Raw genomic sequence first — 22,668 nt, forward strand, 5'->3', positions numbered from 1 at the left:
GACCGCTAGGGCCGCGTCAGTTCACCGGCGACCCGGTCCGCCCAGGATTCGACGGCCGCGAAGTCCCGGTGGTCGCCGCCCCGGCCCGAGCGAAGGATCATGCGGGCCGTCCGGCCGTGGGCACCCTCCTCCAGGCAGCCGCCGAAGGTGGCGTGGCCGCGGGCGGCGAGCCGGGCCATGTCGCGCCGGACGCCCCGCACGGGCGGCAGGTCCCGCCTGGAGGCCGAGTCGTCGAGGGGTCCGCTGCTGAAGAACCACACCGGGCGCAGGGCGAGCTCGCGGCGGTTGCGGCGGACGAAGGCGCGCGCGTCGCGGTGCCAGCGCCCGCGGTAGAGCGCCCCGCCGACCACGACGGCGGCGTACGGCGTCACCCGTGCCACGGTCGCGGCGGGCCGTACCTCCGTGGTGAGTCCGTCCCGGCGCAGCGCCTCGGCGACCGCCTCCGCGATCCGCGCCGTCGATCCGTTGGTCGTCCCGTACGTGACCAACACGGTGCCGGTCATGACGGTTCGCCTCCTCTCACAGTCCGCGCAGCCAGTCGTCGGCCACGCCGTGCAGGGCCTGCTCCGCGGGGCGCAGGCGGGTGTCGTCGAGCCGGTGGGTGAGCCGGTCGACCACGTCGACGACACCGTCGATCCGCCGGGTGGCCGAGAGGGCGATCTCCTTGTCGCTGAGCCGTTCCACCTGCCCGGTGAGGGTGACGACGCCTTCGGACACGGAGACGTCGACGGTGCGCGGCACCAGCCACAGGGTGCGCACGAGGACCTCGTCGACGACCTCCTCGCGGATCTGCCGGTCGGGCCTCAGGAAGACGCTGAGCAGGTCGCGGCGGGTGACGATGCCGACGAGCCGGTCCTCCTCGTCGAGCACGGGCAGCCGCTCGACGCGTCGCTGGGCCATGGTCCGCGCGGCCCGCACGATGGTGTCGTCGGCGTGCACGGTCACGGGCGGTTCGCTCATCAGCTCGCCCGCGGTGCGGGCCCGCGCCTTGGCGGCCCGCCGGCGCGCGGCGGCCGTCCAGCGGACGGGCCGCGGCAGGTGCCGGCGCGGTGCGTAGGGGTCGGGGGCGGCGGCCTGATGGGCCATCAGGTCCGTCTCGGAGACGACGCCGACGACCTTGTCGTCCTCGTCGATCACGGGCAGCCCGCTGATGTGGTGGTCCGCGAGCCTGCGGGCGACCTCCTTGAACGGGGTCCCGGGGCGGGCGCTGACGACGTCCGTGGTCATCACGGAGCCGACCTTGTCGTACTTCATGTCCGTTTCCTCCTCAGCGGAGTCGGCGCAGATGGGGGTCCTGGGGCCGGCGCGGCAGCAGACGTACGCGGGCGTCGACCACGGTCACGGTGTCGGGGGTGGCGAGGACGGGGTTGAAGTCGGCCTCGGCGAGCTGCGGCAGGTCGGCCGCCATGCGGGACAGCCGCAGCAGGAGCTGGGCCAGGCCCTCCAGGTCGGCGGGGCCGCCGGACCCGGCGCCGAGGAGGAGGGGTGCGCAGCGCGGGGAGGTGATGAGGTCGTGGACGTCGTGGTCGGTGAGCGGGGCGAGGCGGGCGGCGTGGTCGGCGAGCACCTGGGCGGCCGTGCCGCCCTGGCCGAACAGGACGAGCGGTCCGAAGACCTCGTCCTGGACGACGCCCGCGTACAGTTCGGTGCCGCGCGCGGCGAGCGGCCGGACGACCACCCCGGTCATCAGGTCGCCGAAGCCCGCGGCGAGTTCGCGGTACGCGGTGCGCACCTGGGCGTCGCCGCGCAGGTCGAGCCGGACCGCGTCCCGCTCGCCCCTGCGCACCAGGCCCGGCCAGTGGGCCTGGAGCGCCACCCGGCCGTCGCTGCCCCGCAGCCGTCCGGCGGCGCGCACCGCGTCGTCCTCGGACTCGGCCCAGGCCCACGGGAGTTGGGGGATGCCGTAGCAGGCGAGGAGGTCGGCGCAGGTGCGCGGGTCGAGCCAGCCGCCCTCGGGGTGTCGGGCGAGGTGGGCGTCGACCACGGCGTGTGCGCGGGCGCTGTCGACGAGGTCGAGTTCCGGTGTGCGGCCGGCGGGGCGGGCGAGCCAGGCGGCGCGGTGTGCGGCGTGCGCCAACGCGCGGGCGGCGGCCTGGGGTTCGGCGTAGGAGGGGACGTGTCCCCCGTCGGCGTCGGGCAGCAGCCGTACGGGCACGTCCTGTTCGAGCCGGACGACGGCGAGCGGGTGCTCCCGGCGGCCGGGCCCGGCGGTGACGGCCCGCAGGAGGTCGTCGCCGGTGGCGGCGGAGACGGCCGTGGGGACGAGGGCGACGAGCACCGCGTCGATCCCGGGGTGGCGCACCAGCAGGTCGACGCAGTCGGTCAGTTGCTCCTCGGTCACGGCGGCGGTGGTGTCGACGGGGTTGGCGGTGCGCGCCCCGGCGGGCAGTACGGCGCCGAGGGCGGCGGCGGTGGCGGGGGTGAGCTCGGGGAGGGTGAGGCCGGCCTCGGCGCAGGCGTCGGCGGTGAGGACGCCCGCACCGCCCGCGTTGGTGACGACGGCGACGCGGGTGCCGTCCGGCAGCGGCTGGGAGCGCAGCAGGGCGGCGGTCCCGAGGAGTTCGCCGACCGAGTCGGTGGCGGTGATGCCGGCCTGGGTGAACAGGGCGCGGCGGGTCATGGTGGGGGTGGCGCCGGCCGCGGTGTGCGCGGCGGCGGCGCGGCGGCCGGCGTCGGTGCGGCCCGCGTCGACGGTGAGGACGGGCATGCGGCGGGTGACGCGGCGGGCGGTGCGGGAGAAGGCGCGCGGGTTGCCGAAGGACTCCAGGTGCAGCAGGGCGAGGTCGGTGCGGCCGTCGCTCTCCCACCACTGGAGCATGTCGTTGCCGCTGACGTCGTACTTGTCCCCGAGGGAGACGAAGGAGGAGACGCCGATGCCGAGCCGGGTCAGTCCGTCGAGCAGGGCGACGCCGATGCCGCCGGACTGGACGGCGACGCCCGCGGTGCCGGCGGCCGGGCGGCCGGCGGCGTAGGTCGCGTCGAGTCGGGCCGCGGGGTCGGTGTGGACGACGCCGAGGGACTCGGGGCCGACGAGGCGCATGCCGTGGGTGCGGCAGGCGGTCAGCAGGGCCTTCGCCCGGACTCCGTCGAGGCCGGAGCTGACCACGACGAGGGCGCGTACGCCGGCCCTGCCGCACTCCTCGGCGACGGCCGGGACGGCGGCGGCGGGCACGGCGACCACGGCGAGGTCGGGCACCTCGGGGAGCGCGGCGACCGACGGGTACGTGGGCACGCCGGACACGGAGCCGGCCGCGGGGTCGACCGCGAACAGGAGGCGGGGGAAGCCGCCGCCGCGCAGTTGGCGCAGGACGGCGCGGCCGACGGAGCCGGGTGTGCGGCCGACGCCGACGACGGCGACGACGTCGGGGCACAGCAGCGGGTGGAGGCTGGCCACGTCGGCGGCCCGGCCGCGGGCCTCCACGGCGGACAGGTAGGTGTCGTCCTCGTCGAGGTGGATGACGCAGCGGACCTCGGGGCCCTCGAAGCTGCGGGAGGTGGGCAGGGCGAGGTCGGCGAACAGCCGCAGCACCTCGTGGTTCTCGCTGAGCGCGTCGGCGGTGAAGGTGGTGATGCCGTCGGCGCGGGCGGCGGAGACGAGGTGTTCGACGAGGAGGGTGCCGACGCCCCGGTGGTGCAGGGCGTCGGCGACGGCGAGGGAGACCTCTGCGCTGTCCTCGGCGCCGCCGGTGTCGTACTCGGCGACGCCGACGACCCGTCCCAGGGTCTCGGCGAGCAGGGCGCGGTGGCCCGGGCGGCCGGGGTCGCAGGCGCGGTCGGCGGCGAGGGCGGCGGAGCGGCGGTTGGCGGAGAAGAACCGGAGGCGGAGGTTCTCCGGGGACATCTCCTCGTACAGGCCCTCCAGTCGGTCGTGGTCACCGGGCCGTACGGGGCGGATGCCGACGGTGGTGCCGTCGGCGAGCAGGGCGTGGACCGGGGGGCGGTCGAGCGTGCGGTCCGTCATCTCGCTTCTCCTCCATGCCTGTTCACACCCCGATCGTCCGTCTTCCGGGGCCGCTCGCGCAGGGGCCGGCCGGGGGCGGTCCGGGGGCCGGACGGCCCCCGGACCGGGGGTCAGGCGTTCCAACTCCACTCCGCGACCTCGGGCAGGTCGGTGCCGTGGGCGCGGATCCAGGCGTGGTGGCGGGTGCGGGCGTCGGCCATCTGCTGGCGTACGGCGGCGGCGCGCACCGCGAGTCCGGGCACGCGGTCGATGACGTCCATGACCAGCCGGTAGCGGTCGAGGTCGTTGCGGACGACCATGTCGAACGGGGTGGTCGTGGTCCCGGACTCCTTGTAGCCGCGCACGTGCAGGTTGCGGTGCCCGGCGCGGCGGTAGGCGAGGCGGTGGATCAGCCAGGGGTAGCCGTGGTAGGCGAAGACGACGGGTTTGTCCTGGGTGAAGAGGCCGTCGTACTCGAAGTCGGTCATGCCGTGCGGGTGTTCCTCGCGGGGCAGCAGCCGGGTCATGTCGACGACGTTGACGACGCGCACCGCGAGCTGCGGCAGGTGGCGGCGGAGCAACTGGGCTGCGGCCAGCACCTCCTGGGTGGGGACGTCGCCTGCGCAGGCGAGGACGACGTCCGGTTCGCCGCCGTTCTCGGTGCCGGCCCACTCCCAGATCCCTGCGCCGCGCGCGCAGTGGGCGCGGGCCTGGTCCATGGACAGCCAGTCGAAGCAGGGCTGTTTGCCGGCGACGATCACGTTGACGTAGTCGCGGCTGCGCAGGGCGTGGTCGGCGACGGAGAGCAGGGTGTTGGCGTCCGGCGGCAGATAGACGCGCACGACCTCGGGGCTCTTGTTGAGGACGTGGTCGACGAAGCCGGGGTCCTGGTGGGAGAAGCCGTTGTGGTCCTGGCGCCACACGTGCGAGGTGAGCAGGTAGTTGAGGGAGGCGATGGGGGCCCGCCAGGGCAGCTCGCGGGAGGTCCTGAGCCATTTGATGTGCTGGTTGACCATGGAGTCGACGATGTGCACGAACGCCTCGTAGCAGGAGAACAGTCCGTGCCGGCCGGTGAGCAGATAGCCCTCCAGCCAGCCCTGGCAGAGGTGTTCGGAGAGGATCTCCATGACCCGGCCGTGCCGGTCGAGGTGTTCGTCCACGGGCAGGGTCCCCGCCTGCCACGCCTTGCCGCTGGCGTCGAAGACGGCCTGGAGGCGGTTGGAGGCGGTCTCGTCGGGGCCGACCACCCGGAAGTCCCGCCGGCCGGCGGTGTCCTTCATGATCTGCTCGATCAGCCCGCCCAGGACGCGGGTGGGTTCGTGGAGGGTGGTGCCGGGCTTGTCGACCGGGACGGCGTGGTCGTCGAGCGGCGGCACGGGCAGTTCGCGGGAGAGCAGGCCGCCGTTGGCGTACGGGGTGGCGCCGAGCCGCTTGGCGCCGTAGGGGATGCAGGCGAGGACGTCGGCGACCGGCCGCCCGTCCTCGTGGAACAGTTCCTCGGGGCGGTACGAGCGCAGCCACTCCTCCAGCTGGCGCAGGTGCTCGGGGTTGTCGCGCACGCCGGCGAGCGGCACCTGGTGGGCGCGCCAGGTGCCCTCGACGGGCAGACCGTCGACCTCGGCGGGGCCGGTCCAGCCCTTGGGGGTGCGCAGCACGACGACCGGCCAGTGGACGCGTTCGGTGACGCCGTCCTCGCGGGCGCTGCGCTGCATCAGGGCGATCCGGTCGAGCGCCTCGTCGAGGGCGCGGGCGAGGGCGTGGTGCACCTGGACCGGGTCGTCGCCGGTGACGTGCAGGGGCTCGTGGCCGTATCCGCGCAGCAGGGCGTCGAGTTCGTGCTCCGGCAGCCGGGCGAGCACCGTCGGGTTGGCGATCTTGTAGCCGTTGAGGTGGAGGATGGGCAGGACGGCCCCGTCGTGCACGGGGTCGAGGAACTTGTTGGAGTGCCAGGACGCGGCGAGCGGGCCGGTCTCGGCCTCGCCGTCGCCGATGACGCAGGCGACGACCAGGTCGGGGTTGTCGAGGGCGGCGCCGTACGCGTGGGCGAGGGAGTAGCCGAGTTCGCCGCCCTCGTGGATCGAGCCGGGTGTCTCGGGCGCCACGTGGCTGGGCACGCCGCCGGGGAACGAGAACTGCCGGAAGAGCCTGGCCATGCCCGCCGCGTCCCGGGACACGTCGGGGTAGGTCTCGCTGTAGCTGCCCTCGAGCCAGGAGTTGGCGACCACGGACGGCCCGCCGTGGCCGGGCCCCCACACGCACAGGGCGTCCAGGCCGCGCGCCTTGATCACCCGGTTGAGGTGGGTGTACACGAGGTTGAGGCCGGGCGAGGTGCCCCAGTGCCCGAGCAGCCGCGGTTTGATGTGCTCGGGCCGCAGGGGTTCGGTGAGCAGGGGGTTGGCCATCAGGTAGATCTGTCCGGCGGCGAGGTAGTTGGCGGCGCGCCAGTGGGCGTCCAGGGTGCGCAGTTCGTCGTCGGAAAGTACCGTGGCGTCCTGGTGTTCGACGGTGGGCATGGTGGCTCCGGAGGTCATCGGCGTGGGGTCATCGGACGGTGGAGGCGGCATGGCCGACAAGCGGGCGGCGACCTTGTCGCGCAAGGTGTACGAGCGGGAACTGCTGAGGCTCCAGGCGGAGTTGGTGAGGCTCCAGGAGTGGGTGCGATCGACGGGCGCCCGTCTCGTGGTGGTCTTCGAGGGCCGGGACGCGGCCGGCAAGGGCGGCACGATCAAGCGGGTCGCCGAGCATCTGAACCCTCGGGTGGCGCGGATCGCGGCGCTGCCGAAGCCCACCGAGCGCGAGCGCACGCAGTGGTACTTCCAGCGGTACGTGGAGCATCTGCCGGCGGCCGGGGAGATCGTGCTGTTCGACCGGTCCTGGTACAACCGGGCCGGGGTCGAGCAGGTGATGGGGTTCTGCACGAAGGAGGAGCACCAGCGGTTCCTGCGCCAGTGCCCGATCTTCGAGCGGATGCTGGTGGAGGACGGCATCCTGCTGCGCAAGTACTGGTTCTCGGTGAGCGACACCGAGCAGCAGGAGCGGTTCAGGCGCCGGCTCGACGATCCGCTGCGGCGCTGGAAGCTGTCGCCGATGGACCTGGAGTCGATCACGCGCTGGGAGGCGTACTCCCGGGCGAAGGACGAGATGCTGGTCCACACGGACGTGTCGGAGTCGCCCTGGTTCGTGGTGGAGAGCGACGACAAGCGCCGGGCCCGGCTGAACATGATCGCGCACCTGCTGTCCTCGGTGCCCTACCACGAGGTGCCGCCGCCCGTCCTGGAGCTGCCGCACCGGCCGCCGTCGACGGGCTACGAGCGTCCGCCGCGCGACCTCCAGACCTACGTCCCGGACCATGCGGCTCACCTGTGAGCCGGTCGCCCCGGCTCCTGCGGGGCGGCCGCGCCGCCGGGTGCCGCCGGCTGCCCTCATGGTGTCCCTCCCCGGGGCGGGTCAGGTGTGGGCGACGACGGCGACGGGGGTCGTGGAGTGGTGCAGCAGGGCGTGGGTGACGTGGCCGATGTGGGCGCCGAGGGGGCTGCGGCGCACGCGGCGGCCCACGACGACGAGGGACGCCTCGCGGGCGGCCTCGACGAGTTCGACGGCGGGGCTGCCGTAGCGGGACTCGGCGACGACCTCGACGTCCGGGAACTTCTGCCGCCAGGGGCGCAGCGTCTCGGCCAGGGCGGCGGTGTCGCGCTCGGCGAGCGCCCGGTTGATCTCGGGGTCGAGGGCCATGCCATAGGCGTATGCGTAGTACGGCGGCGGGCTCCAGGTGTGCAGGACACGCAGGGGCGCCTCGCGGCGGGCGGCGGCGTCGAAGGCGAACTCGACGAGGTCCGCGTCGGGGCCGTCGACGTCGAGGCCGAGCAGGACGGGCCGGAAGGGGGTGGCGGTGGTGGGGATGCCGACGGGGTCGGGCCGGTGTTCGTCGGCGGCCTGTTCACCCGCGCGGACGAGCACGACGGGCCGTTCGGCGTGGGCGACGACGGCGAGGGAGACGGAGCCGGTCATGAAGCCGCCGAGGCCGCTCATGCCGCGCGAGCCGAGGACGAGGAGTTCGGCGTCGGCGGCCTCGTGGGCCAGGACCTCGCCGGGTGTGCCGGTGAGCTGTGCGGTGGTGATCCCGACGCCGGGGTGACGCAGCCGCAGTCCCTCCGCTGCCTCGCGCGGCACGCGCTCGGACCAGTGCTGCTGGGTCTCGGTGCCGAGGAGCGGTGCCTGGGCCATGGGTTCGGGGACGGGTTCCCAGACGTGGACGAGCTTCAGGGGCAGGTCGCGCAGCCGTGCCTCGCGGGCGGCCCATTCCGCCGCCGCCCTGCTCTCGGGGGAACCGTCCAGTCCGACCGTGATGGTGCGGGCCATGATCTCCACCTCTCCGATTCGGGGAACCGCTTCCAGCGTCGTACGGGGGTGGTGCGCGGGGCAGGGGCCGCTGGTCCTCGCCCGGGGCCGACCGGCCCCGTGGACACGCCGGCGCGACGGGCCGTGGTTCTGCGGCCCGTCGCACCGTGGGCGTTCAGCGCAGCCAGCCGTGGTCGCGGACGACCGGGAGCTGGGCCCATATCCTGCCGAGGCCCCAGGTGGCTCCCGCGCCGGCCGCCGCGAGGGCGATCACGATGATCGCGTAGATCACGTGGTCGTCGGTGAACGGGTTCGACGATCCGCTGGGGGTGCCGTCGGCGAGGTGCTTGGCGGGCGGAAACTCGGCCAGCCACATGAAGGCCATCATGAGGGCCCCTCCGACGGCGGCCGGCCGCAGCGCGACACCGAGGACGAAGGCACCGCCGACGCCGAGCAGACCGAGCATGAACAGCCAGTTCACCCAGGTGTCGCCGGCCCAGGAGTGGAAGGTGGACTGCATCGGCCCGGCGGACACGGAGCTGAGGAACCCCTTGGTGGGCGAGCCGCCGTCCAGCCAGCCCTTGCCGGACTGGGTGGCGTAGCCCAGGCCGAACAGCTTGTCGACGAAGGCCCACAGGAAGACGAAGCCGATGAGGACGCGCAGCACGGCGAGCGCGCGGCGGGCGACGTGGGTTCCGGCCTGGGCCGACGCGGCGGCCTCGGACTCGGTCCGGTCGGTGTGGAGGTCGATGTGGAAGCCCGAGGGCTGCGAGTGCTCGTGGACGGCCATGACGGTGTTCCCTTCGGAGGCGGTCCGGCGTTGCCTGACGCCCATAACTCTGGTCCGCCGACCCCGTCCGGGACGGATGCCGAAGGTCTGTGGCGGTTGGGCTGAACGTCCCTGACCGCACGTCCGGTCGGGTGCCGGGAACTGGCCCGAAGTCACGAATGCGCCGGTGGGCGGGGGTCGGGCGGGCGACCGGGCCGACTCCGGTGAACGGGAGGGAAGATGAGGGCGAGGCGTGGGAGACGGGGGGGTGGACGGGTCGAGGCGCGGGAGACGTGGGGCGGACGGGGCGTGGTCGGCGGGGAGGCGGTCAGGCGCCGGTCAGGTCGGGGCGGACGAGGGTGCCCGACCTGCCGTGGACGATGTCGTACGCCGCGTCCAGGGCGCCTATCGCGGCCAGTCCCCCGGTGCGTTCCACGAACCGGGCCGCCGCCTCGGTCTTGGGGCCCATCGAGCGCGCGGGGAAGTCGCCGCGGCGCAGTTCGGCCGGGGTCGCGTCGAGCAGCGGGGTCGGATCGGGGGTGCCGTAACCCTGGTACACGTGGGGGACGTCGGTGAGGATCAGCAGGAAGTCGGCCTTGAGTTCCTCGGCGAGCAGCGCCGCGGTGAGGTCCTTGTCGACGACGGCGTCCACGGCGCTCAGCGCTCCGGTGCGGCGGTCGGCGAGGACGGGCACGCCGCCGCCCCCGGCGCAGATCACCAGGACGCCGCTGTGCAGGAGTTGGTGGATCGTGTCGCTCTCCACGATCCGTCGGGGCTGCGGTGCGGGGACGACCCGGCGCCAGCCGCCGGTGTCCCGGGCGATGTACCAACCGCGGTCGCGGGCGAGGGTCTTGGCGGTGTCGCGGGACAGCAGCGGGCCGACGGGGCGCGAGGGCCGGGCGAAGGCGGTGTCGTCGGCGCGGACGAGGGTGTGGGTGACCAGGACGGCGACCGGCTGTCCTGGCAGGGCGTCGTGCAGGGTGCGGGCGAGGACGGAGCCGGCGAGTCCCTGGGCCTGGGCGCCGAGGAGGTGCAGGGGGTACTGCTGGGGTTCCGTGCCCGCGTCGGAGTGGGGGCCGGTGTGGGGGCCGTCGCCGTGGGTGAGCACCAGGTCGTGCTCGTGGGCGAGGGGGGCGAGGGCGGCGGCGACCCGGTCGGCGTCCGCCCGGCGGCCGCCCGTGCCCGTGCGGGCGGCGAGGTGCGGCAGGGCGTTGCCGCCGAGGGCGACGACGATGCGCATGGTCAGTCCTCCGGGGTGGGTCCTGGTGCCGGACACCACCGGCGGCGGTGCCGCGGCGATGCTGCCCGGGCGCAGCGCGGATGGGGAGCGGCCGGGTGTCCTCCACTGCGGTGCCGATGGTCCTCTCCGCGGGAGCGCCCACCGGGGCGGGGGGTGTGCCGGCGGGCGACTGCGGGTGGGCGGGGGGCTGATCGCGCGGTTCCCCGCGCCCCTGGGGGAGTTGCCGTGCGGCGCGTCGTGGAGTCCTGTAGGGACGGGCGCCCACGGGGGCGGGGGTGCCTGTGGCGGGCGGCCGCGGGTCGTGTGTGGTTGATCGCGCAGTTCCCCGCGCCCCTGGGAAGTTGCCGTGCGGCGCGTTTGCCCTGGTTCCCCGCGGTCCTCGAAAGGCTTTACCCGGGTCGGATGGCACCGAGCGTGGGACGGGTGGCCCATGGGCGGGGGCGGGGCTCGGGGGGAGGGTGAGGGGGACAGTTCGTATCGTCTGCCAGGGAGGCGTGTCATGAACGGTCCCCCCACCCCCAGCATGCTGCGTGCCCTGCCCGCCGAGCAGCGGGAGCGGCTCATGGGCATCGCCCGGGAGGTGTCCTTCCCGCAGAACACCCGCCTCTTCGACGAGGGCGCCCGCGCCGACCGCTTCTGGGTCCTGCGCACCGGCACCGTCGAGCTGGACATGCGCGTCCCGGGCCGGCGGTCGGCCGTCATCGAGACCCTCGGCCACAACGAACTCGTCGGCTGGTCCTGGCTGTTCGCCCCGAACGTCTGGCACCTGGGCGCCGAGGCGGTCACCCCGGTGCGCGCCTGGGAGTTCGACGCGACGGCCGTCCGTTCGATGTGCCACGACGACCCGGTGCTCGGTTACGCCGTCTCCCAGTGGGTCGGCGAGGTGCTCGCCCACCGGCTGCGCTCCGCCCGCACCCGGCTGCTCGACCTGTACGCCCCCTACGGCGCCGGGAGCGCCGTCTGACCGGGCCCCGCGCCCGCGAGTCCGAGGAGTGGCCCATGCACGGCACCCCGCACATCGTCAGCGACGTCATGACCCTCACGGTGGCGTCCGTCGGCCCCGACGCCGGGTTCAAGGAGATCGTGCGGCTGCTGCGGGACTGGCGGGTGAGCGCGCTGCCGGTCGTCGAGGGCGAGGGCCGGGTCGTGGGCGTGGTCAGCGAGGCCGACCTGCTGCCCAAGGAGGAGTTCCGGGACGCCCCGGTGGACCGGCACGCCGTACTGCGGCGCCCCGGTGCCCGCGCCAAGGCCGGCGCGGTGCGGGCGAGCGGGCTGATGACCGCCCCCGCCCTGACCGTCCTGGCCGGCGCGACCCTCGCCGAGGCCGCCCGCGCGATGGCCCGGGGCGGAGTGAAGCGGCTGCCGGTGGTGGACGACGTCGGTCTCCTCCAGGGCATCGTCAGCCGCGGCGACCTGCTCAAGGTGTTCCTGCGGCCCGACGAGGACATCGCCGAGGAGGTGCGCCGCGAGGTGGTGTCCTATCTGTTCCCCCGGCCGGGCTCGGCCCTGCGGGTGGGGGTGCACGACGGGATCGTGACCCTCTCCGGCCGGATGCGGGACGCGTCCCTGGTGCCGGTGGCGGCCCGGCTGATCCGGGCGGTCGAGGGCGTGGTGGACGTCCGCTTCGACCTCGCACACCGGCCGCGCGAGCCCAGGGCCTAGGCGTACCGGCCCGTCGTGTCGTCCGGGGACACCCGTCCCCGGGTGACTGGGGCCGGTCGGCCCTAGCTGCCGCGGGCGCCCGCGGGTGATGATCCCCTGGTGGGCAGCCCGCAGTCTGCCCTTCACCCGGGGAACGAGGGGCCTCATGACCGAGACACGCACCTTCACGGAGCAGAATCCCATCCGTGTCTTCCTGCTGGACGACCACGAGGTCGTACGGCGCGGACTGGCGGACCTGCTCGACGCCGAGCCGGACATCTCCGTGATCGGCGACGCCGACACGGTCCAGCACGCGCTGGTCCGGGGCCCGGCCCTGCGTCCCGACGTCGCCGTGCTCGACGTACGGCTGCCGGACGGCGACGGCATCTCCGTGTGCCGTGAGCTGCGCAGCCAGATGCCCGAGCTGGCCTGTCTGATGCTGACCTCGTTCGACGACGAGGACGCCCTGCTGGACGCGATCATGGCTGGTGCCTCGGGTTACGTCCTCAAGCAGATCAAGGGCTCCGACCTGGTGTCGGCCGTGCGCACCGTCGCCTCGGGCCAGTCGATGCTGGACCCCGCGACGACGGCCCGGCTGATGCGCTCGCTGCGGGCCGACCCCGCGGAGACGCCGGCGATGCCGCCCGAGCTGGCGAGCCTGTCGCCCCGGGAGCGGGACATCCTCGCGCTGATCGGGGACGGGCTGACCAACCGGGAGATCGGCAAGCGGCTGTACCTGTCGGAGAAGACCGTCAAGAACCACATCTCCCGGCTGCTGGCCAAGCTGGGTGTCCAGCGCCGGGTCCAGGCCGCCGTCCTCGCCTCCCACCTGGACCAGCCCGAACCGGGCGGCTCCACCCGCTAGAACCGACCGACCGGAGGCCCGTCCCCCAGGGCCCACCCGGCAGGGCTCGTCCCGCCGGGAACCGTCCGTCGGGGGCCGTTGCGCCAGGGAGCGCCCGCCGCCCACCCGCCGGGGCCCCTCCCGCCGGGGACCGCCCGCCGGAACCCGTCCCTCAGAACCCACCCGCCGGGCCCCCCGCCAAGGCCCGCCCGGCGATACGCGCCGGACCGGCCCGCAGCTCCCGCGGCGACCGCCGGGACGCGTCCCCCGGGTACCCCGCCACACGAGGCGGATCACGGCCCCGAAGGTCGCCCGTGCACCGGACGCACCCGGGCGTACCGATCCCCTGCCCCGACTCCTTCCGACCCGTTCCCCTGCCCACTCCCCTCCCCCGGCCTCCAACCTCTCCCGTCCCCGTGCCACCCATCCCTCCCTGCTCAGGGGCGCTCGGGGTACCCCGTAGGGCCGGACGGCCCCTGCCCTCGTGGGGGCGCGGCGCGGGACGCTGGAGCGGTCGTCGCAGAGCCCGGCCGGTCTCCCCCGGTGCGGGCGGGGAGGAGTCCCGGATGCCTTCCGCAGTTCTCGACGGGCCGGCCCTGGAGTCGCTCGTGTCCGCCGCCGTGGCCGCGCCGTCGATCCTCAACACCCAGCCGTGGCGGTTCCGCCTGGACCCGGACACGGTCACGCTGGAGATCCGCGCGGCCGCCGAACGCGGGCTCCAGCACATCGACCCGAGCGGCCGCGCCCTGCACCTCTCCGTGGGCTGCGCCGTGTTCAACCTGCGGGTCGCGGTGGCCCACTTCGGCTGGGAGCCGGTGACCCGGCTGCTGCCGCGCCCCGACCGGCCGGACCTGCTCGCCACCGTCCGGCTCGCCGCCGGCGCCCGGCCCCCGTCCTTCCCCGGTCTGTACGACGCCCTGTGGCGCCGGCACAGCAGCCGGTTCCCCTTCTCGGAGCGCCGGCTGCCCGCGGCCGTGCTCACCGAACTCGCCGACGCGGCCCGCTGCGAGGGCGCCCTGCTGCACCATCCGGCGCCCGCCGACCGCGACCGGCTGCTGCGGCTCACGGCCGAGGGGGAGCACCGGACCACGGCGGACGGCGCACGGGCCGTGGAGAGCCGCCGGTGGGTGCACGAGCCCGGCGACTCGGCGCTCGGCATGCCGCCCGCGACGCTCGGCGCGCAGGACTTCCGTGAGCGGGTCCCCATGCGGGACTTCGGCGCCCACCGGCACCCGCACGTGCTGCCCGCGCGGCCCTTCGAGAAGCGCCCCGCGATCGCCGTGCTGACCACCGCGCACGACCGCCGCGCCGACTGGCTGCGGGCCGGACAGGCCCTGGAGCGGGTGCTGCTGGTCGCGACGGCGCGGGGACTGCGGGCGTCGCTGCTGCACCAGGCGCTGGAGTGGCCCGACCTGCGGGACCAGCTGGCGCTGTCCACACCGGACCCGCGGGCCCGGCCCCACATGCTGATCCGGCTCGGCTACGGCCCGGAGGGCCCGCCCACACCGCGCCGTACGGCGGACCGGGTGCTGGAGCGGGACCTGACCGCCCGGCTGTGAGGGCGTGCGGTCACGGCTCGTCCGGGCGCACGATCACGACGGGGCAGTTCGCGTGCTGGGCGAGGTGCTGGCTGACGGAGCCGAGCAGGGCGCGGGCGAAGCCGCCGCGTCCGTGGCTGCCGACGACCAGCGCCCCGGCGCCCTCGGAGGCCCGCAGCAGCACGTCGACCGGGTTGCCGCGCACCAGCAGGGGCCGGACGGCGCCCGCGCCCTCGGGGCCGAGCGCCTCCGCCAGCTCACGGGTGAGCCGCTGCCGGGCGTTCTCCTCGTCGAAGTCGGTGTCCACGGCCGGCGCCGACCAGCCGTACATCCCGGCAAGCTCCCAGGCGGCGACCGCGTCCACGGTGCCGCCGGCCAGTCCGGCGTACCGGACGGCCCAGCGCAGTGCCGCGTGCGAGGACGGCGACCCGTCGACACCCACCACGACCCGCGCCCCCGAGACGTCCCTGTCCATACGACCACCTCTCCTCGGCCCCCTCCCTCCCACGCTGCGCCCGCTCCTGCCGCCCCGCCACGCCAGGGCGGCGGGAGCGGTCCCGGTGGTCGGGTGGGCGCCGCGCGGTGCCGGGGCGCGGGTCAGGCGGCCCGGGGGGCCGGGGGCTCCTCGCGCAGCACGCGGGTCCGGCGGGCGAGGGCGAGCAGCCGGCCGTCGGACGACCAGACCTCGCCGCCGTCGACGCACCAGCCCGCGCCGGCCTGTTCGGTGCGCGCCCTGACCAGGGCCCAGCCGCGCGGGGCGTTCGTGTCGAGGACGTCGGTGAAGTGGACGGAGAGTTCGGCCGTCTGCGCGCTCAGCCGCACGGGCCTGCGGGCGTGGAGCGCGGGCGGCAGGACGTCCGCGAGGGTCACGACGGCGCCGGTGTCCAGCGGGCGCCCGTCGGAGAACTGCACCCAGGCGAGCAGTTCCGGGCGCCCGTCGGCGGGGAGCGGGCCGGGGGCGACGGGGCGGACCTCGACGTCCTCGGCGAACGGCGCGGGTCCGGCCGGCAGGTCGAGGTGCGGGCAGTCCTCCGGTTCGGGTACGCCGGCGGGGGCGCGGAGCCCCTCGTACGACGGGCCGGTGCGGCCGGGGCCGAGGACGGCCGAGCCGACGAGTACCGGGCTGTCGTCCTGGTGCCCGTCGAAGACGCAGGTCACCGTGTCGGGTCCGACGGCGGGCGCGACCCCGGAGACGTAGAGGGGGCTGGCGCCGACGGGGGCCAGGAAGTGGGTGGTCAGGCTGCGGACCGGGTGCGCGCCGCCCGCGAAGTGGTCGCGTACGGCGGCGAGGGCGACGGCCGCCGTGCGCCCGGCGTGCTCCGAGGTCCACGGTCGCCACCTGGGGTCGAGCCCGTTTCCGGCCGGTGCGACGGGTGAAGCGCCCATGTCAACTCCTCGCGCGAACGGTCACCACGCGTCGGCACGTGATGAGTTGGAAAAGCGGACTCACCATACTGCCGGGGCGGCCCGGCGAACCCTCCGGAAACGGCGCCTGACCGGGACTCGACCCCCGGCCCGCGGCCCCGGCGGCGGGCACCGTACCCGCCCGCACCGCTGCTTCCACGGCCCGCGCACCGGTGGCGAGCCACCGCGCCGACGCCCCCGGTGATCCGTCGTTATGGCGCGAACCGGGGTCTTGCGCACGGCCCCGCGCCGGGGCGTCTCAAGCTGAGACACCCCGGCCCGCCGCCGGGGCGCACGCTCGACACGGGACGACAGCCACCGGCGAGACGGGGAGGCCCGGATGGGGACACGGTCATGGGGACACCGCGAACGGCTGCTGGCGCTCGGCGCGTTCGGCGTCCTGCTGCTGGTGTGCGGCGCGGTCGCGACGGCGGCCGGCGCCACGGCGGGACCCGGCCTCGCCGCGACGGGCCTCGTCCTGGCCTGCTGGGAGGCCCTCGCCCTATGGGCCTTCCACGCGTACCGCGGGCGCGCCCGGTGAGTCAGGGGGTGTCCGGGCCCAGGCGGATGCCGTAGGACGTGATCTTGCGGTAGATCGTGGCGCGGGAGATGCCCAGCGCCTTCGCCGCCTTCGCCTTGTCGCCGCCGTGGTCGAGCAGCGCCTGGACGACGAGGTCGCGTTCCGTGGACTCCCAGGCGGACAGGGGGTGCTGGGACTGGGAGAGCAGCGAGGGCGGCAGGTCGGACTCCTCGATGTACGGACCCGTGCGGTGCGCGTCGGCGTACCGCAGCGAACCGGCGAGCTGGCGGACGTTGCCCGGCCAGGGCGCCCGGCCGAGGGCCCGCAGCGCGCCCTCGGTGCAGCGCGCGTCCCCGCCCTGCCGGGCGATCAGACAGTCGACGAGCGGCGGGATGTCGGCCGTGCGGTGGCGCAGCGGCGGCAGCGTGACCTCCGCGCCGAACCGGGCCCGCACCGCCGCGACGGGGTCGGTGCCCTCGCGGGGCGTGGCCGCGCCGGGCAGGGTGGGCCGGTCGCGGGTGAGCAGCGCGGCGACCCAGCCCGAGCGCCCCGCGGTGGTGCGCAGCACGGCGTCGAGCTGGGCGAGGACGCCGGGCGACAGCAGTTCGAGATGGCGCAGGACCACGGTGCCGCGGTCCTCGGCGAGGTCCTGGAAGACCGTGCGCAGCCAGTCGGCGGTCCCGTCGCGGGCGTGGGCCGCGTCGTGCGCGGTGTACGGCGCGGTGGGGGCGGCGTGCCGGTGCACGGCCCGGACCAGTTCGTGCTTGCCGGTGCCCGCCTCCCCGTCGACGAGGGTCCAGCGGCCCTGTCCGCAGTGCCGGACCAGTTGGCTGACCACCCCCTGGAACACGGGGCACGCCCCCGCGATCCCGGGCAGCCGGGGTGCCTGGAAGGCGGCGCGCGCGGCGGGTTCCTCCCGCTCGGCGAGCAGCCGCAGTTCGATGAGGAAGGCGGCGGGGCCGCTGTCGCCCGCCTCCCCCTCCACGTGCCGCCCGCGGACCTGCACCGCCCGCCCGTCGCTGAGCAGCATCCGCTGCTCGATCGGACCCGCCGGGTCGGCGGCCAGCTCGCGCAGTCTGCGGTGGTCGTCGGGGCCGAGCAGTTCGGTGGCGGCGGCGTCGGCGAGCAGCAGTCCGTCGGTGAGCGTGACCAGCGCCTTGCGCGAGCTCTGACGATACGTCAGGAAGGCTCGCAACGCGGCCCGTTCGCGTTCGGAGCCGATGTCGAGCAGGCGTTCCTCGATGTCGGCGGCGGCCTCGCGGACCAGCGCCAGCATCAGCGGTGAGGCGGTGCGCTGCCAGGAGGTCAGGTCGATCAGGCCGAGCACCCGGCCGCTGACCGGGTTGCGGATGGGGGCGGCGGCGCACGAGACCCGCTGGAGCCGTTCGGAGAAGTGCTCCGAGCCGAAGACATGGGCCGTGCGGCCGTCCTCGGCGGCGGTGCCGATGCCGTTGGTGCCGACGTACTCCTCGGCGTAGCTGAAGCCGGGCGCCAGGCAGATGTCGTCCAGGTGCCGGTGCAGGGCCCGGTCCCCGGTACGGCGTTCGCGCACCCGCCCCTTGGAGTCGGTGAGGATCAGCGACATGGGCGTGCCCTGGAGGGCCTCGGCGAGCCGGTCGAGGACCGGGCGGGCGGCCGTGGCCAGCCGGGAGTGCGGATCGAAGTCCGCGTTGTAGGGCGCCTCGATCCGGTCGGCGTCCACGCCCCAGAAGCGGGAGCGCTGCCAGGAGTTGAGGATCGGCTCCCGCACGTCGGCGGCCGGGACCTGGCCGCCCTCCAGGAACAGGGTCCGGGCGCGCACGGGGTTGAGGTGGGGGACGGGGCGGTCGAGAGCGAGCGGGGCGGCCGAGGGGGTCGGTCGCGGCCGGTCCACGGGTTCCGGGGATTCCAAGGGTTCCATGGGCTCTGTGCCTTCTGCCGTTCTGTGACGCCGCTGGTTTGCTGTGGTGACGCTCCGGCTCCGGGTATGTCCTGCACGTTAAGTCCGGCCGTCCGACGGGGGCCAGACCCGCGCAGTGACCCGTGTCTCATCTTGAGACGACCCGTCGCGGCGGGCGCCCCCACGATGGGCGACGCCCCGGTCATCGACGGCTGTGCGCCGCCGCGGCACCGGGCCGACCGAGGCGATGCCTCGACGCCGAGTCAGCCGGAGGAGTCTCACCCGTGAGCCGACAGAGCCTGAGCAAGGCGCACAAGAAGATCACCGAGTTGTCGTGGGAACCGACGTTCGCGACGCCCTCGACACGCTTCGCCACCGACTACCGCTTCGACAAGGCCCCCAAGAAGGACCCGCTCAAGCAGGTCCTGCGCTCCTACTTCCCGATGGAGGAGGAGAAGGACAACCGGGTCTACGGCGCGATGGACGGCGCGATCCGCGGCAACATGTTCCGCCAGGTCCAGCAGCGCTGGATGGAGTGGCAGAAGCTGTTCCTGTCGATCATCCCGTTCCCCGAGATCAGCGCGGCCCGCGCGATGCCCATGGCGATCGGGGCCGTGCCCAACCCGCAGCTGCACAACGGGCTCGCGGTGCAGATGATCGACGAGGTGCGGCACTCGACGATCCAGATGAACCTCAAGCGCCTCTACATGAACCACTACATCGACCCCGCCGGGTTCGACATCTCGGAGAAGGCGTTCGCGAACTGCTACGCCGGCACCATCGGCCGCCAGTTCGGCGAGGGGTTCATCACCGGTGACGCGATCACCGCCGCCAACGTCTACCTGACGCTGGTCGCCGAAACCGCCTTCACCAACACCCTGTTCGTGGCCATGCCCGCCGAGGCGGCGGCCAACGGCGACTACCTGCTGCCGACCGTGTTCCACTCGGTGCAGTCGGACGAGTCGCGGCACATCTCCAACGGCTACTCCATCCTGCTGATGGCGCTGGCCGACGAGGACAACCGCCAGCTCCTGGAGCGCGACCTGCGCTACGCGTGGTGGAACAACCACTGCGTGGTGGACGCGGCCATCGGCACGTTCATCGAGTACGGCTCCAAGGACCGCCGGGGGGACCGGGACTCGTACGCGGAGATGTGGCGCCGCTGGATCTACGACGACTACTACCGGTCGTACCTGATCCCGCTGGAGAAGTACGGTCTGAAGATCCCGCACGACCTCGTCGAGGAGGCGTGGAAGCGGATCTGGGAGCAGGGCTACGTGCACAAGGTCGCCCAGTTCTTCGCGACCGGCTGGCCGGTCAACTTCTGGCGCATCGACGGGATGACGGACGCCGACTTCGAGTGGTTCGAGTCCAAGTACCCGGGCTGGTACGCGGAGTACGGCGCCTGGTGGGAGGCGTACAACCGGCTGCGGCACCCGGGCGCCAACAAGCCGATCGCGTTCGAGGACGTCGGCTACCAGTACCCGCACCGCTGCTGGTCGTGCATGGTGCCCTGCCTGATCCGGCAGGACATGGTGGTCGACAAGGTCGACGGCCAGTGGCGCACCTACTGCTCGGAGACCTGCGCGTGGACCGACCGGACCGCGTTCCGTCCCGAGTACGAGGGCCGGCCGACGCCGTCGATGGGCCGGCTGACCGGCAAGCGCGAGTGGGAGACCGTGTACCACGGGCAGGACCTGGCCGACATCATCAAGGACCTGGGCTACGTCCGTGACGACGGCAGGACCCTCGTCCCGCAGCCGCACCTCGACCTCGACGACCCGAAGAAGCTGTGGACGCTCGACGACGTGCGCGGCAACACGTTCGTCAGCCCCAACGTGTCGCTGAACGAGATGTCCGACGAGGAGCGCGAGGCGCACGTCGCGGACTACCGCGGCCGCACCAACATCACCCCCTCGATGCTCTGACCGAACCCGGGCAAGGGGCGGCGGCGAACCGTCGCGGGGCCGCCGCCCCGGAAGGCTGGTCCCTGTGGGCGACAAGCACCGCATCCGCTTCGAACCGGTCGGCATCGAGATCGAGGCCGACGAGGAGGAGACCGTCCTGGACGCCGCGTTCCGCCAGGGCGTGATGCTCATGCACGGCTGCAAGGAGGGCCAGTGCTCCTCCTGCAAGTCCTTCCTGCTGGACGGCGACCAGCAGATGGAGCGCTACTCGACCTTCGCGCTCGCCGACTACGAGAGCGAGGAGGGCTACGTCCTGCTGTGCCGGGCGCACGCCTACGGCGATCTCTCCGTCGAACTCATCAACTACGACGAGGAGATGCTCCTCAACGGCATCCCGCCGCGCGAGGTCCGCACGACGGTCGCCGCGGTCGAGGCGCAGACGCACGACATCGTCCGGCTGGCCCTCACGGTCGACCCGGACGGTGAACTCCCCTACCGGAGCGGGCAGTACGTCGACATCAGGGTGCCGGGCGGCGAGCAGTGGCGGTCCTTCTCGATGGCCGGACCGCCCGGCGGCGAGCTGGAGTTCCTCATCAAGCGCTACCCCGGGGGGCTGTTCTCCGGTCTGCTCGACGGCGAACGGCTGCGTCCGGGCGACCCGCTCACCGTCAAGGGCCCCTACGGCACCTGTGTGATGCGCGACGCCCCGGACCGCGACCTGATCCTCCTCGCGGGCGGCGCGGGCATGGCGCCGATCCTGGCCCAGCTGCGCGCCCTCGCCGCCGCCGGCACCGCCCGGCGCACCCGCTTCTACTACGGCGCGCGCACCGCGCGCGATCTGTTCGCCCTCGACGAGATCGCCGGACTGGGCTCCCGGATACCCGACTTCGCGTTCGTCCCGGCGCTGTCCGAGGACGCCTCCGGAGCGTACGAGACCGGTCTGATCACCGAGGTCGTCGACCGGCACGAGGGCGACCTGTCGCGCGCCGACGCCTATCTGTGCGGTCCGCCGCCGATGTGCGACGCCGCGCTGGACCTGCTCACCGGCAAGGGCGTGCCCGAGGAGCGGATCTTCCTGGACAAGTTCACCACTTCCACCGACACCTGACCCCAGCGTCGCGAGGAGAGCCGTACGCATGACCACGCAAGCCGACAAGCCGGTCAAGGCCGAACGCAGTTTCCCCAAGCCTCAGTTCACGGACGCGGAGGCGGGAGCCCTCACCTTCCCGAGCTCCACCAGCCGCGCCTTCTCCTACTACAAGCCACAGAAGCTGCGGGCCACCATGTACGAGGACGTCACCTTCGACGTCCAGCCCGACCCCGAACGGCACCTGCTCCAGGGCTGGATCTACGGCTTCGCCGACGGGTCCGCCGGATACCCGCAGGACTGGACCGCGCTCAGGTCCTCCGACTGGCACCGCTTCCTCGACCCGAACGAGGAGTGGGAGCAGACGATCTACCGCAACAACGCCAACGTCGTGCGGCAGGTGCAGCAGAACCTGGCCAACGCCCGCAAGGCGGAGGCGTACGGGCTGTGGACACGCTCCTGGGCGCGCTTCGTGGAGCGGCACGTCGGGGCCTGGATGCACGCCGAACAGGGCCTGGGCATGCACGTGTTCGTGGCGATCCAGCGCTCCGCCCCCACCAACATGATCAACAACGCGATGGCGGTCAACGGCGCCCACAAGCTGCGCTTCGCCCAGGACCTCGCGCTGTACAACCTCGACGTCGAGGAGCAGCTGGACGGCTTCGACGGCTCCGCGCACAAGGACGTGTGGCAGTCGGACCCGGCGTGGCAGGGCGTGCGCGAGAACGTGGAGCGGCTGACGGCGGTGGACGACTGGGCCGAGGCGCTGTTCGCGGCGAACGTCGTCTTCGAGCCGCTGGTCGGCGAGCTGTTCCGCAGTCATCTGGTGCTCCAGATCGCCGCCCGCAACGGCGACTACACCACCCCGACCGTGCTGGGCGCCGGCGAGAACGACTACGACCGCGACCTGCGCTACACCCGCGCCCTGTTCACGCTGCTGCTCGGCGACGACACGCACGGCGCCGCCAACCGGGCCGTCGCCCAGGAGTGGGCGGAGCGCTGGGTGCCGGTGAGCCTGGACGCCGCCCGGCGGCTCCAGCCGCTGTGGTCGCAGCCCGGCGAGAAGCCCATCCGTTTCGAGGACAGCCTGGACCGCGCCAAGGAGCGCTTCGGCCGGCTGATCGGCGACCTCGGCCTCGCCGCGCCCGCCGACCGCACGAGCGAAGGGACCGACAAGTGACCACGCTGCCCCAGCAGTTCAGCGCCGACCGCACCTCGTCCAACAAGTGCGGCGTGACGCTGATGAACAACCAGAACGGCCATGTCGTCGCCGACGTCATGCGCGGCAAGGAGAACGTCACCGTCACCGACTACCCGTCGATGATCCGAGTGGACGGCGAACGCGTGCTGACCTTCGACTTCGACGAGATCTCCAAGGCCCTCGGCTTCGACTTCGACCAGGCCGAGTTCGAGGAGATCATGTCCACCCACTACGGGCGCATGGTCCACCTCGACGACCGCACCGTGCTCTTCGCCAACCCCGAGGACGCCGCAGAGTACATCGACTTCGACCTCAGCCCGGTCGACTGACGGCCGAGGAGGTCCCATGTACCGCAAGGAC

The 22,668-nt window shown here is 73.8% G+C and carries 20 protein-coding genes; 10 read left to right on the forward strand and 10 right to left on the reverse strand.

The window, feature by feature from the left end:
* Nucleotides 1–5: 5 nt before the first annotated feature.
* From AB0F77_RS12130 to AB0F77_RS12145, 4 genes are all read right to left on the reverse strand, one after another.
* Nucleotides 6–503 carry a flavodoxin domain-containing protein gene (locus tag AB0F77_RS12130; protein ID WP_361945574.1) on the reverse strand — a complete coding sequence of 166 codons (498 nt, stop codon included), beginning with the start codon at nt 501–503 and terminating at the stop codon, nt 6–8.
* Between the two features lie 16 nt (nt 504–519).
* Nucleotides 520–1,254 carry a CBS domain-containing protein gene (locus AB0F77_RS12135; RefSeq protein ID WP_361945577.1) on the reverse strand — a complete coding sequence of 245 codons (735 nt, stop codon included), beginning with the start codon at nt 1,252–1,254 and terminating at the stop codon, nt 520–522.
* Nucleotides 1,255–1,267: 13 nt separating this feature from the next.
* Entirely contained in the window at nt 1,268–3,961 is a 2,694-nt protein-coding gene (locus tag AB0F77_RS12140; protein WP_361945579.1) for a GNAT family N-acetyltransferase, read from the reverse strand.
* A gap of 110 nt (nt 3,962–4,071) precedes the next feature.
* On the reverse strand, nt 4,072–6,453 hold the full coding sequence (locus tag AB0F77_RS12145) for a phosphoketolase family protein (RefSeq protein WP_361945582.1): 2,382 nt from the start codon (nt 6,451–6,453) through the stop codon (nt 4,072–4,074).
* Nucleotides 6,454–6,502: 49 nt separating this feature from the next.
* Here AB0F77_RS12145 and ppk2 point away from each other — a divergent pair, with 49 nt between their 5' ends.
* Nucleotides 6,503–7,306, forward strand: coding sequence for a polyphosphate kinase 2 (gene ppk2 / locus AB0F77_RS12150; RefSeq protein WP_361945585.1), 804 nt, complete (start codon nt 6,503–6,505; stop codon nt 7,304–7,306).
* Nucleotides 7,307–7,387: 81 nt separating this feature from the next.
* Here the strand turns inward: ppk2 and AB0F77_RS12155 are convergent, their stop codons facing one another.
* From AB0F77_RS12155 to AB0F77_RS12165, 3 genes are all read right to left on the reverse strand, one after another.
* On the reverse strand, nt 7,388–8,299 hold the full coding sequence (locus AB0F77_RS12155; protein ID WP_361945588.1) for a universal stress protein: 912 nt from the start codon (nt 8,297–8,299) through the stop codon (nt 7,388–7,390).
* 154 nt (nt 8,300–8,453) lie between these two features.
* Nucleotides 8,454–9,068 carry a hypothetical protein gene (locus AB0F77_RS12160; RefSeq protein WP_361945591.1) on the reverse strand — a complete coding sequence of 205 codons (615 nt, stop codon included), beginning with the start codon at nt 9,066–9,068 and terminating at the stop codon, nt 8,454–8,456.
* Nucleotides 9,069–9,375: 307 nt separating this feature from the next.
* Nucleotides 9,376–10,287, reverse strand: a complete 912-nt coding sequence (locus tag AB0F77_RS12165) for a carbamate kinase (protein WP_361945594.1) — start codon at nt 10,285–10,287, stop codon at nt 9,376–9,378.
* Between the two features lie 499 nt (nt 10,288–10,786).
* Here AB0F77_RS12165 and AB0F77_RS12170 point away from each other — a divergent pair, with 499 nt between their 5' ends.
* The 4 genes from AB0F77_RS12170 (at nt 10,787) to AB0F77_RS12185 (ending at nt 14,331) form a co-directional block, all read left to right on the forward strand.
* On the forward strand, nt 10,787–11,251 hold the full coding sequence (locus AB0F77_RS12170) for a cyclic nucleotide-binding domain-containing protein (RefSeq protein WP_361945597.1): 465 nt from the start codon (nt 10,787–10,789) through the stop codon (nt 11,249–11,251).
* Between the two features lie 35 nt (nt 11,252–11,286).
* Nucleotides 11,287–11,949, forward strand: a complete 663-nt coding sequence (locus AB0F77_RS12175) for a CBS domain-containing protein (protein WP_361945600.1) — start codon at nt 11,287–11,289, stop codon at nt 11,947–11,949.
* 145 nt (nt 11,950–12,094) lie between these two features.
* Nucleotides 12,095–12,793: a response regulator transcription factor gene (locus tag AB0F77_RS12180; RefSeq protein WP_361945603.1), complete on the forward strand. Its 699-nt coding sequence runs from the start codon at nt 12,095–12,097 to the stop codon at nt 12,791–12,793.
* Nucleotides 12,794–13,338: 545 nt separating this feature from the next.
* A complete protein-coding gene (locus AB0F77_RS12185) occupies nt 13,339–14,331 on the forward strand; it encodes a nitroreductase family protein (RefSeq protein WP_361945606.1) in 993 nt (330 codons plus the stop codon).
* A gap of 10 nt (nt 14,332–14,341) precedes the next feature.
* On the opposite strand, the gene AB0F77_RS12190 is transcribed toward AB0F77_RS12185, so the two are convergent.
* Nucleotides 14,342–14,785, reverse strand: coding sequence for a universal stress protein (locus AB0F77_RS12190; RefSeq protein WP_361945609.1), 444 nt, complete (start codon nt 14,783–14,785; stop codon nt 14,342–14,344).
* Between the two features lie 122 nt (nt 14,786–14,907).
* A complete protein-coding gene (locus AB0F77_RS12195) occupies nt 14,908–15,696 on the reverse strand; it encodes a thioesterase family protein (protein ID WP_361945612.1) in 789 nt (262 codons plus the stop codon).
* A 358-nt stretch (nt 15,697–16,054) separates the two neighbouring features.
* On the opposite strand from AB0F77_RS12195, the gene AB0F77_RS12200 reads away from it, so the two are divergent.
* Complete coding sequence (locus tag AB0F77_RS12200; RefSeq protein ID WP_361945615.1) at nt 16,055–16,255, forward strand: hypothetical protein; 201 nt, start codon at nt 16,055–16,057, stop codon at nt 16,253–16,255.
* A 1-nt stretch (nt 16,256) separates the two neighbouring features.
* Here the strand turns inward: AB0F77_RS12200 and AB0F77_RS12205 are convergent, their stop codons facing one another.
* The gene (locus tag AB0F77_RS12205; RefSeq protein ID WP_361945618.1) at nt 16,257–18,134 is read right to left on the reverse strand and encodes a GAF domain-containing protein; all 1,878 of its coding nucleotides are present in this window, start codon (nt 18,132–18,134) and stop codon (nt 16,257–16,259) included.
* A gap of 263 nt (nt 18,135–18,397) precedes the next feature.
* Between AB0F77_RS12205 and AB0F77_RS12210 the strand changes: the two genes are divergently transcribed.
* The 4 genes from AB0F77_RS12210 (at nt 18,398) to mimD (ending at nt 22,637) form a co-directional block, all read left to right on the forward strand.
* Entirely contained in the window at nt 18,398–20,041 is a 1,644-nt protein-coding gene (locus AB0F77_RS12210) for a methane monooxygenase (protein ID WP_361945621.1), read from the forward strand.
* 64 nt (nt 20,042–20,105) lie between these two features.
* Nucleotides 20,106–21,128: a 2Fe-2S iron-sulfur cluster binding domain-containing protein gene (locus AB0F77_RS12215; protein WP_361945624.1), complete on the forward strand. Its 1,023-nt coding sequence runs from the start codon at nt 20,106–20,108 to the stop codon at nt 21,126–21,128.
* Nucleotides 21,129–21,156: 28 nt separating this feature from the next.
* A complete protein-coding gene (locus AB0F77_RS12220) occupies nt 21,157–22,287 on the forward strand; it encodes an aromatic/alkene monooxygenase hydroxylase subunit beta (protein WP_361945627.1) in 1,131 nt (376 codons plus the stop codon).
* Nucleotides 22,284–22,637: a propane 2-monooxygenase effector subunit MimD gene (gene mimD / locus AB0F77_RS12225; RefSeq protein WP_361945629.1), complete on the forward strand. Its 354-nt coding sequence runs from the start codon at nt 22,284–22,286 to the stop codon at nt 22,635–22,637. The genes AB0F77_RS12220 and mimD overlap by 4 nt, the downstream gene beginning before the upstream one ends.
* Nucleotides 22,638–22,668: the final 31 nt, after the last annotated feature.

Origin of the sequence: Streptomyces sp. NPDC026672 (genome assembly GCF_040638185.1) — a bacterium.
GTDB lineage: Bacteria > Actinomycetota > Actinomycetes > Streptomycetales > Streptomycetaceae > Streptomyces.

Excerpts from the sequence above, each read along its gene's own strand:
- AB0F77_RS12130 (WP_361945574.1), bottom strand. The coding sequence starts at position 503 with ATGACCGGCACCGTGTTGGTCACGTACGGGACGACCAACGGATCGACG.
- AB0F77_RS12135 (WP_361945577.1), bottom strand. The coding sequence starts at position 1,254 with ATGAAGTACGACAAGGTCGGCTCCGTGATGACCACGGACGTCGTCAGC.
- AB0F77_RS12140 (WP_361945579.1), bottom strand. The coding sequence starts at position 3,961 with ATGACGGACCGCACGCTCGACCGCCCCCCGGTCCACGCCCTGCTCGCC.
- AB0F77_RS12145 (WP_361945582.1), bottom strand. The coding sequence starts at position 6,453 with ATGCCCACCGTCGAACACCAGGACGCCACGGTACTTTCCGACGACGAA.
- ppk2 (WP_361945585.1), top strand. The coding sequence starts at position 6,503 with ATGGCCGACAAGCGGGCGGCGACCTTGTCGCGCAAGGTGTACGAGCGG.
- AB0F77_RS12155 (WP_361945588.1), bottom strand. The coding sequence starts at position 8,299 with ATGGCCCGCACCATCACGGTCGGACTGGACGGTTCCCCCGAGAGCAGG.
- AB0F77_RS12160 (WP_361945591.1), bottom strand. The coding sequence starts at position 9,068 with ATGGCCGTCCACGAGCACTCGCAGCCCTCGGGCTTCCACATCGACCTC.
- AB0F77_RS12165 (WP_361945594.1), bottom strand. The coding sequence starts at position 10,287 with ATGCGCATCGTCGTCGCCCTCGGCGGCAACGCCCTGCCGCACCTCGCC.
- AB0F77_RS12170 (WP_361945597.1), top strand. The coding sequence starts at position 10,787 with ATGAACGGTCCCCCCACCCCCAGCATGCTGCGTGCCCTGCCCGCCGAG.
- AB0F77_RS12175 (WP_361945600.1), top strand. The coding sequence starts at position 11,287 with ATGCACGGCACCCCGCACATCGTCAGCGACGTCATGACCCTCACGGTG.
- AB0F77_RS12180 (WP_361945603.1), top strand. The coding sequence starts at position 12,095 with ATGACCGAGACACGCACCTTCACGGAGCAGAATCCCATCCGTGTCTTC.
- AB0F77_RS12185 (WP_361945606.1), top strand. The coding sequence starts at position 13,339 with ATGCCTTCCGCAGTTCTCGACGGGCCGGCCCTGGAGTCGCTCGTGTCC.
- AB0F77_RS12190 (WP_361945609.1), bottom strand. The coding sequence starts at position 14,785 with ATGGACAGGGACGTCTCGGGGGCGCGGGTCGTGGTGGGTGTCGACGGG.
- AB0F77_RS12195 (WP_361945612.1), bottom strand. The coding sequence starts at position 15,696 with ATGGGCGCTTCACCCGTCGCACCGGCCGGAAACGGGCTCGACCCCAGG.
- AB0F77_RS12200 (WP_361945615.1), top strand. The coding sequence starts at position 16,055 with ATGGGGACACGGTCATGGGGACACCGCGAACGGCTGCTGGCGCTCGGC.
- AB0F77_RS12205 (WP_361945618.1), bottom strand. The coding sequence starts at position 18,134 with ATGGAACCCTTGGAATCCCCGGAACCCGTGGACCGGCCGCGACCGACC.
- AB0F77_RS12220 (WP_361945627.1), top strand. The coding sequence starts at position 21,157 with ATGACCACGCAAGCCGACAAGCCGGTCAAGGCCGAACGCAGTTTCCCC.